We start from the raw sequence: 15,528 nt of genomic DNA, 5'->3' as shown, positions 1-15,528 counted from the left end.
AGGTCACGGCTGCTGAGGCAGCCACCACCATGCGCGCGTGATCATCGGGCCAGGCTATACCCGCGCGCCCTGGGCGGGGCTGTCGTCCTCTGCTGTCCGCACCTGTCGGCGGGTGGCCGCACACTGGTGGCATGCTCGTCGTCCTCTGCCCGCAGCCTGACGGGTCCGTCTCGGTGCGAGACGTCGACCGGGCGCAGGCCGGTCTGCCGGTCGTGGCCGAGCAGACGGTGTCCCTCGACGACCTCGCCGGGCTGGTCCGCGAGCGCGAGGCGGAGTGCACCCCGGAGGGCACGTCGCCCGACGCGAGCCTGCGCTGGGTGTGGGCAGACACGGCGACGACGTACCGCGCGCTGCTCGACGCGGGCGTGCGGGTCACGCGCTGCTGGGACCTGCGGCTGTGCCGGGCGATCCTGCGGGCGAGCGCGCTCACCGCGCGCACCGGGTATGCGACAGCGCCCCGCTCCGCCTGGGACGAGGCGCCGACCGCGGCCACGGCCGCGCCGGACCGGCTGTTCGACCTCGCGCCGCCCGTCACGCTCGACCCGCTGGCCGAGCTCCGCGACCAGCACCGCGCCCTCGACGCCGCGGTCGGCCTGGACGGCCGTCCGGAGTCGGCCCGGCTGTGGCTGCTGCTGGCGGCCGAGTCGGCCGGTGCGCTGATCGCCGCGGAGATGACGGTCGCGGGCGTGCCGTGGGACGTCGTCGAGCACGACCGCATCCTCACCGACCTGCTGGGCCCGCGACCCGCCCTCGGGTACCGGCCCGCGCTGCTCGAGGCCAAGGCGGCGCAGGTCAGCGCCGCCCTCGGCGTCGAGGTGAACCTGGACTCCCCCGTCGAGCTGCTCAGGTCGATGCGGTCGGCCGGGCTGCCCGCCACGTCGACGCGCTCGTGGGAGCTGCAGCAGATCGACCACCCGGCGATCGCACCGCTGCTGGAGTACAAGAAGATGTCGCGGCTCATGACCGCGAACGGGTGGCACTGGCTCGACACCTGGGTGGCCGACGGCAGGTTCCGCCCGGTCTACGTGCCCGGCGGCGTGGTCACGGGGCGGTGGGCCTCGGACGGCGGTGGGGCGCTGCAGCTCCCGCACCAGATCCGCAGCGCCGTGCGGTCTGACCCCGGGTGGTCCCTGGTGGTCGCGGACGCGGCGCAGCTCGAGCCGCGCATCCTCGCGGCGATGTCTGGTGACGCGGCGATGGCCGAGGCCGGGCGGGCCGCCGACATGTACGAGGGGATGGTCGCCACGGGTGCGGTCGAGACCCGTCAGCAGGCGAAGTTCGGGATGCTCGGCGCCATGTACGGCGGGACGCAGGGCGAGAGCGGCCGCATGCTGCCGCGCATCACCCGCGCGTTCCCGCAGGCCCTCGCGCTCGTCGAGGCGGCGGCACGGGCGGGTGAGCAGGGTGAGGTGGTGTCGACCTGGTTGGGCCGCAGCTCACCCCTGCCGAGCGCCGAGTGGCGCTCGGCCCACTCCGCGGCGTCGGCCGAGGGCGGGTCGGCCGCCGAGCAGGAGGCCGTCCGGACCCAGGCACGCTCGTGGGGACGTTTCACGAGGAACTTCGTGGTGCAGGGCACGGCCGCCGAGTGGGCGCTGTGCTGGATGTCGCTGCTCCGGCTCCGCCTGCGAGCCCTCAGCGAGGGGCTCACCGACGGCCCGCACCTCGCGTTCTTCCTCCACGACGAGATCATGGTCCACACCCCGACGGGGCTCGCCGACGAGGTCGCGACCCTGGTCCAGGAGACGGCGCACGAGGCCGGACGGCTGCTGTTCGAGGGGTCGCCCGTCGAGTTCCGGCTCACGACTGCCGTGGTCACGGCATACTCGGACGCGAAGTAGCCGCCGAGGCCACGCCCGCCGAGCCATGCCGTCCGAGCCACGACCTCCGAGCCACAGGAGACCCGATGACGCGTCCGACCAGCCCGCGAACCGACACGAGCACTGACCGAGGCACGGAGCCTGCCCGCCCCGGGCCGGACCGGCCCCGCCTGCTGCTCGGGGCCTACGCGCTCGCACCGTCCGGCTCCCCCGTCGAGACCGAGGTCCTCGCAGCGCTCCCGGCGCTGGGAGTGCAGGTTCTCGAGGTGCCGCTGCCCGCACCCGGGACGGCAGCCGAGACCGCCCGCTGGGTCGCCACGCACCTCCCCGACGACGTCGACCTCGTGGTCACCGCGATCCCCCGCACCATGCAGCGCCTCGCCGACCACCCCGCGTACGGGCTGTCCTCGGCTGACCTCGACGCCCGTCGGGCCGCGCTCGACGACCTGGCCGAGCTGCGCGACCTCGCGCAGCGCCTCTCCGACGACGCGGGACGCCCACGTCTCACGGCAGTCGAGCTGCACAGTGCCCCCGGGCCCGGGCTGGGCACGCTGGCCGCGTTCCGCGAGTCGCTCGACGAGGTCCTCGCGTGGGACCTCGGCGGCGCCCGGCTTCTCGTCGAGCACTGCGACGCGCTCGTCGACAGTCAGCAGGCGGTCAAGGGGTTCTGGCCGCTGCACGACGAGCTCACCGTGCTGCAGTCCCTCGCCGGCGACGTCCCCGAGGTCGCGTCCCGGCTCGGGTTGAGCATCAACTGGGGCCGGTCGGCCATCGAAGGACGTTCTGCGCGCACACCGGTCGAGCACGTCCGCGCCGCAGCCGAGGCCGGGTTGCTGCGCGCCGTCGTCTTCTCCGGCGCCGCAGCAACCCCGACACCCTGGGGTGCTGCGTGGGAGGACCAGCACATCGCGCCGCGCGCGGACGACCCTGCCCTGAGACTCTCGGAGGGTTCGCTGCTCGGAGCCGAGGAGATCGCCGAGACGCTGGCGGCAGCTCAGGGATCCGCGCTCGACGTCGTCGGCATCAAGGTCACCGTCCGGCCGGACACCGCAGACGCGCAGGACCGTGTCGCCGTCGCGCGCGCCAGCCTCCGACTCGTCACCGAGGCGCTCGAGCACGAGACGTCGTAGCGCCAGACGCCTGGTGCTGCACCGTCACCGGCAGCTACATGGGCACCTGGAACAGAGCGCGGTTGGGCGGGACCACGGTCTCCCCACCGTGCCACCCTGACAGCCCCACGAGGCGAGCCACCGGCCGTCACGGCAGTCACAGTCGCTCCTCCAACGCCTGGATCATCTCTGTCAGCTCGGGCTCTTCAGATGCCACGGCGCGCAACCACGAGCGCGCGGCTCCATCGACGTCCAGACTCCAGGGGAGGAACTCGAAGAAGACCTCGACGACGTCCAGTCGTTCTTCCGGAGAGCTCGCCTCCGCGACCAGAGCCCTGAAGGCAGGGAAGGACCACGTCGACTCGGAGTACACGACGAGTTCGATGCGGTCTGCGGACTGCTGCCGCGGCGACGGGACGTGCGAGTCCCACCTCCTCCTCACCCACCACCAGCTGTAGGCGTCGTTCGCTACCGAGCTCATCGCATCGACCACGGGTAGCCCCCTCCTGCGCTCACGGGCAAGATCCCGTCACCCAGGATGCGGAGACCGGCTGCCTCGCTGGCCCAGGAGACGACCTCTCAGCGGCGGCACCGGAAGAGTACGACGCCAGGCCCCGCCGTCTCGCACCACCGACGGGTGAAGTTGCAGGTCAGCAGCACCGCAGGCCTACGTGCCGCCGCCGGGGACGGACGCGCTCCGGGCAGTGGGAGAATCTGTGGGTGAATGAGCTCCCGAGCATCGTCTTCCACGAACCGCGCATCCCCCAGAACACCGGCAACGCCATCCGGCTCGCCGCCGTGACCGGGGCGGCGCTGCACCTCGTCGAGCCGCTCGGCTTCGACCTGTCCGAGCCCAAGCTCAAGCGAGCCGGCCTGGACTACCACGACCTCGCGCACCTCACCGTGCAGCCGGACCTCGAGACGCTGCTCGCGAGCGCGCCCGACGCCCGGGTCTTCGCCTTCACCACCAAGGCCACCACCCGGTACTCCGACGTCGAGTACCGCCCCTCGGACCTGCTGGTCTTCGGCCCCGAGCCCACCGGGCTGTCCGACGAGGTCCTCGCGCACCCGCGCATCACCGACCAGGTGAAGATCCCCATGCTGCCCAGCCGCCGCTCGCTCAACCTCACGAGCAGCGCGTCGATCGTCATCTACGAGGCCTGGCGCCAGCTCGGGTTCCCCGGCGGCGAGTAGTGGCCGCGGACACCCCTGCCCGCGGACCGCTGCCCGTCACCGTGATCGCCGGGTACCTCGGCGCCGGGAAGACCTCGCTGCTCAACCACCTGCTCGCGCACCCGCGCGGGTCGCGGATCGCCGTGGTGGTCAACGACTTCGGCGACGTGGGCATCGACCCGATGCTGGTGAGCACGAGCGCCACCGCGGTCTACGCGACGAGCGGCGGGTGCTTCTGCTGCGTGCTCGACGACGAGGACGACCTCCACCCGCTGCTCACCCGCCTCGCACGCCGCGGAGCAGGCGTCGACGCCGTGCTGCTCGAGGCGAGCGGCCTCGCCGACCCGCAGGCCCTCGCCCGGCGCGTCGCCGAGCACCCGGCCACCGTGCTCGCCGGGGTGCTCCAGGTGGTCGACGCGGTCGAGACCGCGCAGACCCTCACGACGCACCCGTCGCTCGCCCACCACCTCGCCACTGCTGACCTCGTGGTCGTCAACAAGGCCGACCTCGTCGACGACCCAGCGGAGGTCGTCGCGCTGTGCCGGGACCTCAACCCGCACGCCCCCGTCGTGACGACCGTCGAGGGCAGGATCGACCCCGCCCTCGTGCTCGACGCCCCGTCGCGCCCGGACCGCGGAGACCAGCAGCTCCTCGCGCACGCCGCGCTCGACGAGCACGCCTCCCACGCCTCCCACGCCTCAGACGGCTCGCACGAGCACCCGCACCTCCACCACGAGGCGCAGTCTCTCTCGATCGCCCACGACGGTCCGCTCGCCCCCGGGCCGCTCATGGACCTCCTCGAGGACCGCCCACCCGGGCTGTTCCGCGTCAAGGGCGTGGTGCACCTGGCGCTCGCGCCGGGCGGGAGCGTGCCCGTCGTGGTCCACGCCGCCGGGCGGCAGGTCCGGGTCGACGTGCTGCGGAGCGCTCCCGACGCGACGAGCCGTCTCGTCGCGATCGGGTCGGGGCTCGACCTCGAGGTACTGCAGGAACGCCTCGACGCCTGCCGGGCTGCTGCCGACACCGCACCGTCCCGCGAGGACCTCGCGCGGGTCCGGCGCCGGACCGTGCGCCCCGGCAGGCGCCTCGACCCACCCTCCCGCCCCTCCGCCTGAACCGGGGCGCGACGGCGAGGTGCTCCCCGGAGGCCCTCGCCGTCGCGCCCCGTCCCTCGGGAAGGGGATGGGAGCGGCTGTGACCGAGCACAGTGCCTCCTGGCAGGAATGCCTTCTCCACGGCCGGGTCCTGTGGTCCTAAGATGTCGGACATGACCGTCACCCTGAGCGATGTCGCACGCGAGGCGGGCGTCTCACTGGCCACCGCCTCCCGCGCGATCAACGGCAGCGCGAACCGCACCGTCCGCCCGGAGCTGCGCGAGCGTGTGCTCGCCGCGGCCGCGCGCCTGCGGTACTCCCCCGACGCCAACGCCCAGGCCATGGCCCGTGGGCGCACCACGGCGCTCGGGCTCATCGTGCACGACATCGCCGACCCGTACTTCTCGACGATCGCCTCCGGCGTCACGGCCGCGGCCGAGCGCGCCGGGCTGGTGGTCACCCTCGCGAGCACCGACCGCGACGCAGGCCGCGAGCTCGCCTTCGTCGAGCTCATGCAGCGTCAGCGCGCCCGCGCCATCATCGTCGCGGGAGGCCGCCACGACGACGACGCGGCCAACCGCGCCCTGGCCGACGCACTCGTCGAGTACCGCTCGCGCGGCGGCGGTGCGGCGGCCGTCGGGCAGCCGCTGCTCGGGGTCGACACCGTGGTCATCGAGAACCGCTCGGCCACCGCCGAGCTCGTCCGCCAGCTCCACGGGCGCGGGTACCGTCGCTTCGCCGTGCTCGCCGGGCCGACCGCGCACCTCACCGCGCACGAGCGCCTCGACGGGTTCCGGACCAGCCTCGACGACCTCGGCACCCCGCTCGACCCCGACCTCGTGATCCCCTGCGCGTTCACCCGGGACGGCGGCTACGAGGCGATGGAGCAGCTGATCGCCCGTGGCGTCGTCGGACGCGCCGGCACGGGCAGCGGCGGCTCCGGCCAGCCGGTCGAAGCGGTGTTCGCCGTCAACGACGTCATGGCGGTCGGCGCGATGGCCGCCGCCCGCGCCGCCGGGCTCGACGTCCCCGGGGACGTGGCGATCGCGGGCTTCGACGACATCATCACGCTCCGCGACATCACCCCGTCGCTCACCACGATCCGCCTGCCGCTGGCCGACATCGGCGCCATGGTCACCGAGCTCGCCCTCGCCCCGGACAACGACGCACCGCGCCTCGTCCCGGTCGACGGCGAGGTCATCCTCCGCGACTCGACGCCACCGCTGGCCTGAGACCAGGACCGCCCGACCGCGCCCGCGAGCGCGAGCGGTCCACTCTCTCGCGGACGGGCCGTCCCACCCGGACCAGAGGGTCTCGACGAGTGGCCCGGGCTTGGGGTCGCACCGCGGGGTGGAATACGCTTCCCGCATGGCTCTCACCGACGCGAACCTCCCCGCGGACCCGACCGTCCCCACCTCCGGCCCCTCCCCCGACGACGCCCCCGGAGGCCGCCCCGGCTGGCCGACGGGCCTCCAGGGCTTCGGGTACGGCGGTGACTACAACCCCGAGCAGTGGCCCCAGGTCACCCGCCTCGAGGACGTCGAGCTCATGGTCGAGGCCGGGGTCACCATCGTCAGCGTCGCGATCTTCGCCTGGGCGACCATCGAGCCCGCGGAGGGCGAGCACCACTTCGAGTGGCTCGACGAGACCATGGACCGCCTGCACGCCGCCGGCATCCGCGTGGCCCTGGCGACCGCGACCGCGAGCCCGCCGCCGTGGCTCACCGCGCGCCACCCCGAGATCCTCCCGCAGACCGCCGACGGCACCGTGCTGTGGCAGGGCGGCCGGCAGTCGTACTCCGTGACGCACCCGCTGTTCCGCGAGTACGCCCTGCGCATGGCCACCCTCGTCGCCGAGCGCTACGCGACCCACCCGGCCCTGGCCCTGTGGCACGTGGACAACGAGATCGGCTGCCACGTGCCGCGCGACTACTCCGACGCCGCCGCGTCGGCCTTCCGGTCCTGGCTGGCCGAGCGGTACAGCACGGTCGAGGCCCTCAACGAGGCCTGGGGCACCGCGTTCTGGTCGCAGCGGTACTCCGCCTTCGAGGACGTGCTGCCGCCGCGCTCGGCGCCGACCTACGCCAACCCGACGCAGCAGCTCGACTTCGACAGGTTCAGCTCGGACGCGCTGCTCGGCTACTACCGGGACCTGCGCGACGCGCTGCGCGTCATCACCCCCGAGGTGCCGATCACCACGAACTTCATGATGTCGTCCGCGACCAAGGGGATGGACTACTACCGGTGGTCCCCCGAGGTCGACGTGGTCGCGAACGACCACTACACCATCGCCTCGGCGGCGGACCGGCACGTCGAGCTCGCGTTCTCGGCCGACCTGTCCCGCGGCATCGCGGGCGGGCGCCCGTGGATCCTCATGGAGCACTCGACCTCGGCGGTCAACTGGCAGCCGCGCAACCGGCCCAAGCTCCCCGGTGAGATGCTGCGCAACTCCCTCGCGCACGTCGCCCGGGGTGCCGACGCGGTGATGTTCTTCCAGTGGCGCCAGTCCAAGGCGGGCGCGGAGAAGTTCCACTCGTCGATGGTGCCGCACGCCGGGCGTGACACCGACGTCTGGCGGAGCACCGTCACCCTCGGCGAGACCCTCAAGAAGCTCGCCCCGGTCGTCGGCTCCACCGTGCGCTCGCGCGCCGCGCTGCTCTTCGACTACGAGGCGTGGTGGGCCGGCGAGCTCGACTCGCACCCCACCCAGCAGCTGCGCTACACCGACGAGGTGCTCTCCACCTACACGGCGCTGTGGAACCGCGGTGTCAGCACCGACGTCGTGCACCCCTCGGCGGACCTCTCCGGCTACGACCTCGTGGTCGTCCCCACCCTCTACCTGGTGTCCGACGCCGACGCGGCGAACGTCGCCGCCGCGGCGGAGCGCGGGGCGACCGTCGTCGTCACCTACTTCTCCGGCATCGTCGACGTGAACGACCACGTGCGCCTCGGCGGGTACCCCGGCGCGTTCCGCACGCTGCTCGGCGTGAGCACCGAGGAGTTCTACACCCTCCAGGAGGACGAGACGGTCCACCTCAGCGGGTCGGGCGAACGGGTCGCGGGCACCTTCGCCGCCGACCTGTGGACCGAGAAGACGCACCTCCGCGGCGCGACAGCCGTCGCGACCTACGACGACGGCCCGCTCGCCGGGCTGCCCGCCGTCACCCGCGCCGAGGTCGGCGCCGCGGGCGGGTCCGCGTGGTACGTCGGGGCACGCCTCAACGCGGCGGGCGTCGCCGCGGTGGTCGACGCGGCCCTCGCCGACGCCGGTCTCACCGGCGAGGCGGAGGTCCCGGCCGGCGTCGAGGTGGTGCGACGGCACGCCGAAGACGGCACGGCGTACCTCTTCGTGCTCAACCACACCGCGGAGGACGCGACCGTGAAGACCACCGGCACCGACCTGCTGACCGGCAGCCCGGTCGACGGCAGCCTCAGCGTCCCCGCGGCGGGCGTCGCCGTGGTCCAGGAGGCCTGACCAGCACGACGCACCACCCCACCTCGGGTGCTGTCCCGCAGGCCCGGCACCTCGTCGGCGCCGGGCCTGCGGCTCAGACGTCCTTGGCGTACCAGTTCGTCGCGTTCGGGTTGTCGTTGTACGCCGGGACGTCCCGGTACCCAGCCGCCCGGTACAGCCCGGCGGCCGCCTCGAGCGAGGCGTTGGTGTCGAGCACCAGGCGGGTCGCACCGAGCGCGACCGCCGCGTCCTCGAGGGCGACGAGCACCGCGCGACCGTAGCCCTTGCCCCGGGTCGAGGGCCGCACCCACAGGTGCTTGACCTCGAGGCGCACCGCACCGTCGTCGGCGTCGGCGATGCGGCGGACACCACCGCACCCGACCGCCACCCCGTCCTCCTCCGCGACGAGGAACACCCCGGCCGGCGGCGTGAACAGTGCCGGGTCCGGCGTGAACACCTGGTAGGTGCCGCCGGTGAAGCCCAGCTCGCGGGAGGTGAAGTACTCGCCGAGCAGCGTCGCAGCGGGCTCGGAGTCGACGGCGGTGGGGACGAAGGTCAGCATGCGCCCAGCCTAGGTCGCACCCTGCCTGCACCCCGACCCATGACATCGGTCATGGGTGGCAGGTGACATCACGCCACTTCTGGCGGCGGCCCAGATCCTGTGTGCTGGAGGCACGACGTCGCAGGGTGCGACGTCGCACCCCCTGAGACGAGGAACCCCCTGTGCGCAGACCCCTGAAGATCACGCTCTGGACCGTCGGAGCCCTCGTGGCGCTGCCTGTCCTGGCGCTGACGACCACCTCCGTCGTGAACGTCGTGCAGACGCGCTCCGACCTGGCCGCCATCGCGCCCTACGGCGAGCTCGTGCCCGTCGACGGGAAGCAGATGAACGTCGTGGTCAGCGGCACCGGCGACGAGACGATCGTCCTCCTGCCCGGCCTCGGCACCGCCGCCCCGGGCCTCGACTTCCAGCCGCTGGTCGCCGAGCTCGACGACACCCACCGCGTGATCGCCGTCGAGCCCTTCGGCACGGGGCTCAGCGACCAGACCGACTCCCCGCGCACCGCGGAGAACATCGTCCGCGAGGTGCACGAGGCGCTGCAGCAGCTCGGGGTCGACCGGTACGTGCTCATGGGGCACTCGATCGCCGGCGTCTACGCCCTCGAGTACAGCGAGACGTACCCCGACGAGCTCGTCGCCTTCGTCGGCATCGACAGCAGCGTCCCCGACCAGCCCGGATGGGACGAGCCCGTGCCGACCGACGGCCTCGCCGAGCTCCGCACCCTCGGCCTGCTGCGTGTCCTGACGGCGATCGGCGGCGACACGTACGCCGACCTGCCCTACGACGAGGCCACCAAGGAGCAGATGCGTCTGCTGACGACCAAGAACTCGACCGCCCCGACGCTGCTCGACGAGATGGACCGCTCCGTGGAGAACTTCGCCTCTGTCAGCGGTGCCACCTTCCCGGCGTCGCTGCCCGTCCTGCTCTTCGTCGTGCAGGACGACGCGGAGGTCGACGGCTGGCTGCAGCTCCACGAGGACCAGGCGGCGAGCGTCGACCACGGGCAGGTCGTCGCTCTCGAGGGGGACCACTACCTGCACCACACGCAGTCGCCGCAGATCGCGCGGGACACGGACGAGTTCCTCGCCTCGGTCTCACTACGATGAGCGCATGACCGACCGCGCGCCGCGCACCCCCAGGACCGCAGCAGACCTGCGGTGGATGCTCGGGTCGACGGCGGTGACCCTCTGGGTGCTCGTGCTCCTCGCCACGTTCCTCCAGCTGGTCCTCGGCCCCGCCGAGGGCGTCGACGGGCTGCGGGAGACCTCGCTCGTGGTCCTGACGGTCGTCGCGGCCCTCCTCGCGCTGTCGGCCGTCCCGTCGCTGCTGCGGACCTCGGGAGCCGGGCCCAGGGCCCACCCCCGGGTCGTCCTGCTGGTCACGGCAGCGTCGGCGACGTGGGCGCTGGCGCTGCTGCCACCGTTCGCCGGCTGGGGCTGGGGGTTCGGGCTCGTCGTCGCCGGCGGGATGCTCAGCTGCGTCGTGCCCCGGTGGTGGAGCGCCGCCGCGATCCTCGGGACCCTGGCGGTGCTCCTGCTGGGAGGTGCGCTCGCCTCTGCGGACGCACCCGCGTCCCTGGGTGGCTCGCCTGCCGACGAGGGAGCGACCTTCGTCGTGGTGAGCACCCTCGTGGTGATCACCACCATGCCGCTGAGCGCGGTCTGGGTCCTGCGGGTCGTCCTCCGCCTCGACGACGCCCGCCGGGTCGCCTCGGACCTCGCCGTGGCCACCGAGCGGCTGAGGTTCGCGACCGACCTCCACGACATCCAGGGTCACCACCTGCAGGTGATCGCGCTCAAGGGCGAGCTCGCCGAACGACGTCTGCTCGCCGGGCAGCCCGGGCTGGCGGCGACCGAGCTCGCGGACATCCGGGCGATCGCGCAGACGGCGCTCGACGACACCCGCGCCGTGGTCAACGACTACCGGACCGTCACGGTGGCGGTCGAGGCCCGGAACGCCGCGGCCGTCCTGCGGTCGGCGGGCATCGACTGCGACGCCCAGATCGACGTCCCCGGCCTCCCCGCGGCCGCAGGCGCGGTGCTCGCCGTGGCGATCAGGGAGGCGGCGACGAACGTCCTCCGCCACAGCAGGGCGACCTCGGCCTCCCTGGAGCTGGTGCTGACGCCCGACGACGAGTACCGCCTCACCGTGACAAACGACGGCTCCCGCGCACTGCGCACCGGAGGCACGGGCCTGTCCGGTCTGGCCGAGCGCGTCGCCGGCTGGGGCGGGTCAGTGGAGACCAGCCGGACCGGGGAGACCTTCACCCTGGTCGTCCGCATCCCGCAGAGCGCTGCGCTGCGCGGGGCAGGGGTCACGCCGTGATCCGCATCGTGATCGCCGACGACGAGGGGCTCATCCGCGGGGCGCTCGTCGCGCTGCTCTCTCTCGAGCCTGACATCGAGGTGGTCGCCGACGTCGAGGACGGTCGCGCCGCCGTGACCGCGGTGCGCACCCTTCGCCCCGACGTCGTCCTCCTCGACCTGGAGATGCCCGGGCTCGACGGCATCGAGGTCGCGCAGGAGCTGAGCCCAGACCCGACGACCCACGCCGTCATCGTCACCCGGCACGCCCGACCGGGGACCCTGCGGCGCGCCCTCGCCGCGAAGGTCCGCGGGTTCGTCCCCAAGTCGACCCCGGCGTCCGAGCTGGCCGTCATCATCCGGTCGGTCGCCGCGGGCGAGCGCTACGTGGACGCGACGCTCGCGGCGGCAGCCCTGAGCGAGGAGGAGAGCCCGCTCACCGCACGCGAGAGCGACGTGCTGCGTCTGACCCGTGAAGGCCTCCCGACCAAGCACATCGCGAAGACGCTCGGGCTCGCGCACGGCACCGTCCGGAACCATCTCTCCGCCGCGATGGCGAAGGTCCACGCCGACTCCCGGGTCGCGGCCGCCGCCACCGCCCACGAGCGAGGGTGGATCTGAGGGCGCACCTACCGCCGCGGCGCCGGGCCTGAGCTGTCGCGGACGATGAGCTCGACGGGGACCAGGCGCAGCGTCTTGGCGCCGCGTCCCTGCTGCTCGATCTGCTCGAGCATGGTCTGCACGCACAGCTCGCCGACCTCGTCGAAGCGCTGGCGGACGGTCGTGAGGGGCGGCCACACGAACTCCGCCTCGTCGATGTCGTCGAAGCCGACCACCGACACGTCCTGCGGGATGCGCACACCCCGCTCGTGGAAGGCGCGCATGAGCCCGATGGCCATCTGGTCGTTGGCGCAGAACACCGCGGTGAGCTCGTCCCGCGGGACCTCCGCCAGCAGCGCGCCGATCCGGTAGCCCGACCCGGCCGTCCAGTCGCCGCGGTGCACGGGCGGGACGCTCGCACCGGCGCGGGTGAGCACCTGGCCCCAGGCCTCGGTGCGCTCCTGGGCGGCGCTCGACGTCGTCGGCCCGGCCACGTGCCACACCGTCTCGTGGCCCATCGCCAGGAGGTGCTCGACGGCACGACGCACGCCGCCCTCCTGGTCGGTGTCGACGATCGGGTAGTCCGGGTGCGGCGACGGGTACGTGTCGGTGATGACCACCGGGAGCGTCGGGCCGATGACCAGCGAGGGGACGTCGAGGATCTCCGCCTGGATGATCACGACCCCGTCGACGTTCTGACCGGCGAGGTTGGCGATCGCCGCGCTCACGCCGCCGAGTGTGGGGCGCTCGACGACCATGAGGTTGATCGAGTACCCGGCGGTGCGGCTCGCGTTGGCGATGGCCTCGATGGTCCGGGCGTCGCCGATCCTCGAGATCGAGAAGGAGATGACACCGAAGGCCCCGAAGCGGCCCGTCGCGAGGGCGCGCGCCGCACCGTTGGGCTGGTAGCCCACCACGCGCATGGCGCTGAGCACCTTGTCGCGGGTGGCGAGGTCCACGTTGGCGCGGCCGTTGGCGACACGGGAGACGGTCTGCGCGGAGACACCGGCGATCTTGGCGACGTCGGCCATCGACGGCGCACGGCGCCGACCACCTGGGCGAGGGTCGACCGCATCGTCGCCGTGCCTGCTGCGGTCGCGGTCTCGCACTGCGGCCAGAGCAGTCGCTCGATCCTCGGACGCCATCGTCTTCCCTTCTGCGTGCACGGCCCACGAGGTGGTGGGCCGACGACAGTTCGGAGGGTAGGCCCCCGTCGGCTGTTAGCGCAACCATAGCGGCCTCCCCGGCGAAAGCGACGTTCCGGTCGCGTCGGATCGTTGAGATATCACCGTTACCTGTTCGCAACACTGCGCCGGTTGACCAAACGTCCCCTCGACTGTGATGCTGTCCGGACCAGATCATGTTTGCGCTAACACGGCGAGGGTGCCGGAGCCCTCCTCGGGGGGTCCGCAGCACCGCCGCCGCACGAGCAACCGAAAGACGAGAGACGATGACGTCCGCTACGCAGCACGCGGCCCCCGGTCACGCAGACCCGGAGCCCACCTCACGACCACTTCGCCGCACCAGGTACAAGCGGCAGGACTGGGCCGGCGCGGCCTTCGTCGCACCCTTCCTCGCCGTCTTCTTCTTCGCGATCGTCGCCCCGCTCGTCTACGCGATGTACCTGTCGTTCTTCCAGGACCGGCTCATCGGCGGCTCCTTCTTCACCGGGCTGAGCAACTACACGCAGGCCATCGCCGACCCGCTGCTGCGCACCGGGCTCGGCCGCGTGCTGCTGTTCCTCGCGGTCCAGGTGCCGATCATGATCTGCCTCGCGCTCTTCGCGGCGCTGGCCATCGACTCCGGCCGGCTGCGCGCCAAGGGCGGGTTCCGCATCGCGCTGTTCCTCCCCTACGCGGTGCCCTCGGTCGTCGCGGCCCTCATGTGGGGCTACATCTACGGCAAGGACTTCGGCCTCATCGGGCAGGTCTTCGAGTTCTTCGGCGCAGAGCCGCCCGCCCTGCTCGCCGGCTCGTGGGTGCTGGTCTCGATCGGGAACATCGTCACCTGGTCGTTCGTGGGCTACAACATGCTCATCCTCTACTCGGCGCTGCGCTCCATCCCGACCGAGCTCTACGAGGCCGCCGAGATCGACGGCGCCGGCGCCGTGCGCACCGCCTTCTCGATCAAGCTCCCGGCGCTGCGTCCGGCGATCTTGCTCACGGTCATCTTCTCGATCATCGGCAGCTTCCAGCTCTTCAACGAGCCGAACGTGCTGCGGGCGCTCGCGCCGACCGAGATCACGACCTACTACACGCCGAACATGTACGCCTACAACCTCGCGTTCAACGGCCAGCAGTACAACTACTCGGCCGCCGTCGCCATCATCGTCGGTCTCATCACCGTCGTGGTCGCCTACGCCGCCCAGCGGATCAGCAACCGCATCGAGACCGGAGGGAAGAAATGACCACCGCCAGCACCCCCGCCCCCGTCTCCGGCGTCGTCGACACGACCGACAGCGCGACGGTCGCCCCCAAGGCCACGAAGAGCCGCGCCGGCCGTGGCCGACGCCGCCCGACGAGCCCCCGCGGCAAGTCCTCGATCACCCTCACGGTGATCATGGTCGTGATGTTCATCTACGTGCTGCTCCCGCTCGTGTGGCTGATCATCAACTCGACCAAGACCAACGGCGGGCTCTTCACGTCCTTCGGTCTCTGGTTCGCCGACGACTTCGCCCTCTGGGACAACATCAAGCAGCTGTTCACCTACCAGAACTCCGTGTACCCGCGCTGGCTCGCCAACACGGTGCTCTACGCGGGTGTCGGCGGCATCGGCGCGACCATCCTCGCGACCTTCGGCGGCTACGGCCTGGCCAAGTACAACTTCCCCGGTCGCCGCGCAGCCTTCGCGATCGTCATCGGCGCCATGACCGTGCCGATGACCGCCCTCGCGGTCCCCACGTTCCTCATGTTCAGCCAGCTCGGCCTGACGAACACGGTGTGGGCGGTGCTCATCCCCGCGCTCGCCAGCCCCTTCGGGCTGTACCTCATGTACGTGTTCGCCCAGGACTCGGTCCCCGACTCCATCCTCGAGGCAGCGCGTCTCGACGGCGCCGGTGAGCTCCGCACCTTCCTCACCGTCTCGCTGCGGCTGCTGGCCCCCGGCTTCGTCACCGTCCTGCTGTTCGCGGTCGTGGCCACCTGGAACAACTACTTCCTGCCCCTCATCATGCTGACGGACCCCAAGCTCTACCCGCTGACCGTCGGCCTCAACCAGTGGAACTCGCAGTCCGGGTCCTCCGGCACGAGCGAGCCCGTGTACAACCTCGTGCTCGTCGGCTCGCTCGTCGCGATCATCCCGCTGGTCATCGTCTTCCTCTCGCTGCAGCGCTTCTGGCAGTCCGGCCTCGCGGCCGGCGCCGTGAAGCAGTAGCGCGAGGTCCGCTCCATCACCACCGGCTTTCCCCCTCCTGCGCCA

General features: G+C 72.3%; 14 protein-coding genes. 11 read left to right on the top strand and 3 right to left on the bottom strand.

The window, feature by feature from the left end:
• The first annotated feature begins 131 nt into the window (after positions 1-131).
• Both SKED_RS03265 and SKED_RS03260 read left to right on the top strand, forming a co-directional pair.
• Entirely contained in the window at positions 132-1,838 is a 1,707-nt protein-coding gene (locus tag SKED_RS03265; RefSeq protein ID WP_012865699.1) for a bifunctional 3'-5' exonuclease/DNA polymerase, read from the top strand.
• A gap of 65 nt (positions 1,839-1,903) precedes the next feature.
• A complete protein-coding gene (locus SKED_RS03260) occupies positions 1,904-2,947 on the top strand; it encodes a DUF4862 family protein (protein ID WP_012865698.1) in 1,044 nt (347 codons plus the stop codon).
• Positions 2,948-3,083: 136 nt separating this feature from the next.
• Here the strand turns inward: SKED_RS03260 and SKED_RS03255 are convergent, their stop codons facing one another.
• A complete protein-coding gene (locus SKED_RS03255; RefSeq protein ID WP_012865697.1) occupies positions 3,084-3,419 on the bottom strand; it encodes a hypothetical protein in 336 nt (111 codons plus the stop codon).
• Positions 3,420-3,646: 227 nt separating this feature from the next.
• On the opposite strand from SKED_RS03255, the gene SKED_RS03250 reads away from it, so the two are divergent.
• The 4 genes from SKED_RS03250 (at position 3,647) to SKED_RS03235 (ending at position 8,667) form a co-directional block, all read left to right on the top strand.
• Positions 3,647-4,120 (top strand): tRNA (cytidine(34)-2'-O)-methyltransferase, encoded by a 474-nt coding sequence (locus SKED_RS03250; protein WP_012865696.1) that lies wholly within the window; start codon positions 3,647-3,649, stop codon positions 4,118-4,120.
• The gene (locus SKED_RS03245) at positions 4,120-5,214 is read left to right on the top strand and encodes a CobW family GTP-binding protein (protein WP_012865695.1); all 1,095 of its coding nucleotides are present in this window, start codon (positions 4,120-4,122) and stop codon (positions 5,212-5,214) included. The genes SKED_RS03250 and SKED_RS03245 overlap by 1 nt, the downstream gene beginning before the upstream one ends.
• 152 nt (positions 5,215-5,366) lie before the next feature.
• Positions 5,367-6,425, top strand: coding sequence for a LacI family DNA-binding transcriptional regulator (locus tag SKED_RS03240; RefSeq protein ID WP_143755636.1), 1,059 nt, complete (start codon positions 5,367-5,369; stop codon positions 6,423-6,425).
• A 136-nt stretch (positions 6,426-6,561) separates the two neighbouring features.
• Entirely contained in the window at positions 6,562-8,667 is a 2,106-nt protein-coding gene (locus SKED_RS03235) for a beta-galactosidase (protein WP_012865693.1), read from the top strand.
• A 73-nt stretch (positions 8,668-8,740) separates the two neighbouring features.
• On the opposite strand, the gene SKED_RS03230 is transcribed toward SKED_RS03235, so the two are convergent.
• A complete protein-coding gene (locus tag SKED_RS03230; protein ID WP_012865692.1) occupies positions 8,741-9,208 on the bottom strand; it encodes a GNAT family N-acetyltransferase in 468 nt (155 codons plus the stop codon).
• A gap of 161 nt (positions 9,209-9,369) precedes the next feature.
• Here SKED_RS03230 and SKED_RS03225 point away from each other — a divergent pair, with 161 nt between their 5' ends.
• The 3 genes from SKED_RS03225 to SKED_RS03215 are packed head-to-tail and all read left to right on the top strand — an operon-like array spanning position 9,370 to position 12,132.
• A complete protein-coding gene (locus SKED_RS03225) occupies positions 9,370-10,314 on the top strand; it encodes an alpha/beta fold hydrolase (protein WP_012865691.1) in 945 nt (314 codons plus the stop codon).
• 4 nt (positions 10,315-10,318) lie between these two features.
• Positions 10,319-11,533 (top strand): sensor histidine kinase, encoded by a 1,215-nt coding sequence (locus SKED_RS03220; protein WP_012865690.1) that lies wholly within the window; start codon positions 10,319-10,321, stop codon positions 11,531-11,533.
• Complete coding sequence (locus SKED_RS03215; RefSeq protein WP_012865689.1) at positions 11,530-12,132, top strand: response regulator transcription factor; 603 nt, start codon at positions 11,530-11,532, stop codon at positions 12,130-12,132. The genes SKED_RS03220 and SKED_RS03215 overlap by 4 nt, the downstream gene beginning before the upstream one ends.
• Before the next feature lie 8 nt (positions 12,133-12,140).
• Here the strand turns inward: SKED_RS03215 and SKED_RS03210 are convergent, their stop codons facing one another.
• Complete coding sequence (locus SKED_RS03210) at positions 12,141-13,142, bottom strand: LacI family DNA-binding transcriptional regulator (RefSeq protein ID WP_042437728.1); 1,002 nt, start codon at positions 13,140-13,142, stop codon at positions 12,141-12,143.
• Positions 13,143-13,561: 419 nt separating this feature from the next.
• Here SKED_RS03210 and SKED_RS03205 point away from each other — a divergent pair, with 419 nt between their 5' ends.
• Positions 13,562-14,518, top strand: a complete 957-nt coding sequence (locus SKED_RS03205) for a carbohydrate ABC transporter permease (protein ID WP_012865687.1) — start codon at positions 13,562-13,564, stop codon at positions 14,516-14,518.
• Entirely contained in the window at positions 14,515-15,483 is a 969-nt protein-coding gene (locus SKED_RS03200) for a carbohydrate ABC transporter permease (protein ID WP_012865686.1), read from the top strand. Before SKED_RS03205 ends, SKED_RS03200 begins: the two co-directional genes overlap by 4 nt.
• Positions 15,484-15,528 lie beyond the last annotated feature (45 nt).

This window comes from Sanguibacter keddieii DSM 10542 (assembly GCF_000024925.1).
GTDB classification, from domain to species: domain Bacteria; phylum Actinomycetota; class Actinomycetes; order Actinomycetales; family Cellulomonadaceae; genus Sanguibacter; species Sanguibacter keddieii.
This window is presented reverse-complemented; position numbering and strand designations above follow the sequence as displayed.

Coding starts and splice junctions, on each gene's coding strand:
- SKED_RS03265 (WP_012865699.1), top strand. CDS start 132: ATGCTCGTCGTCCTCTGCCCGCAGCCTGACGGGTCCGTCTCGGTGCGA.
- SKED_RS03200 (WP_012865686.1), top strand. CDS start 14,515: ATGACCACCGCCAGCACCCCCGCCCCCGTCTCCGGCGTCGTCGACACG.
- SKED_RS03210 (WP_042437728.1), bottom strand. CDS start 13,142: ATGGCCGACGTCGCCAAGATCGCCGGTGTCTCCGCGCAGACCGTCTCC.
- SKED_RS03230 (WP_012865692.1), bottom strand. CDS start 9,208: ATGCTGACCTTCGTCCCCACCGCCGTCGACTCCGAGCCCGCTGCGACG.
- SKED_RS03240 (WP_143755636.1), top strand. CDS start 5,367: ATGACCGTCACCCTGAGCGATGTCGCACGCGAGGCGGGCGTCTCACTG.
- SKED_RS03235 (WP_012865693.1), top strand. CDS start 6,562: ATGGCTCTCACCGACGCGAACCTCCCCGCGGACCCGACCGTCCCCACC.
- SKED_RS03260 (WP_012865698.1), top strand. CDS start 1,904: ATGACGCGTCCGACCAGCCCGCGAACCGACACGAGCACTGACCGAGGC.
- SKED_RS03205 (WP_012865687.1), top strand. CDS start 13,562: ATGACGTCCGCTACGCAGCACGCGGCCCCCGGTCACGCAGACCCGGAG.
- SKED_RS03220 (WP_012865690.1), top strand. CDS start 10,319: ATGACCGACCGCGCGCCGCGCACCCCCAGGACCGCAGCAGACCTGCGG.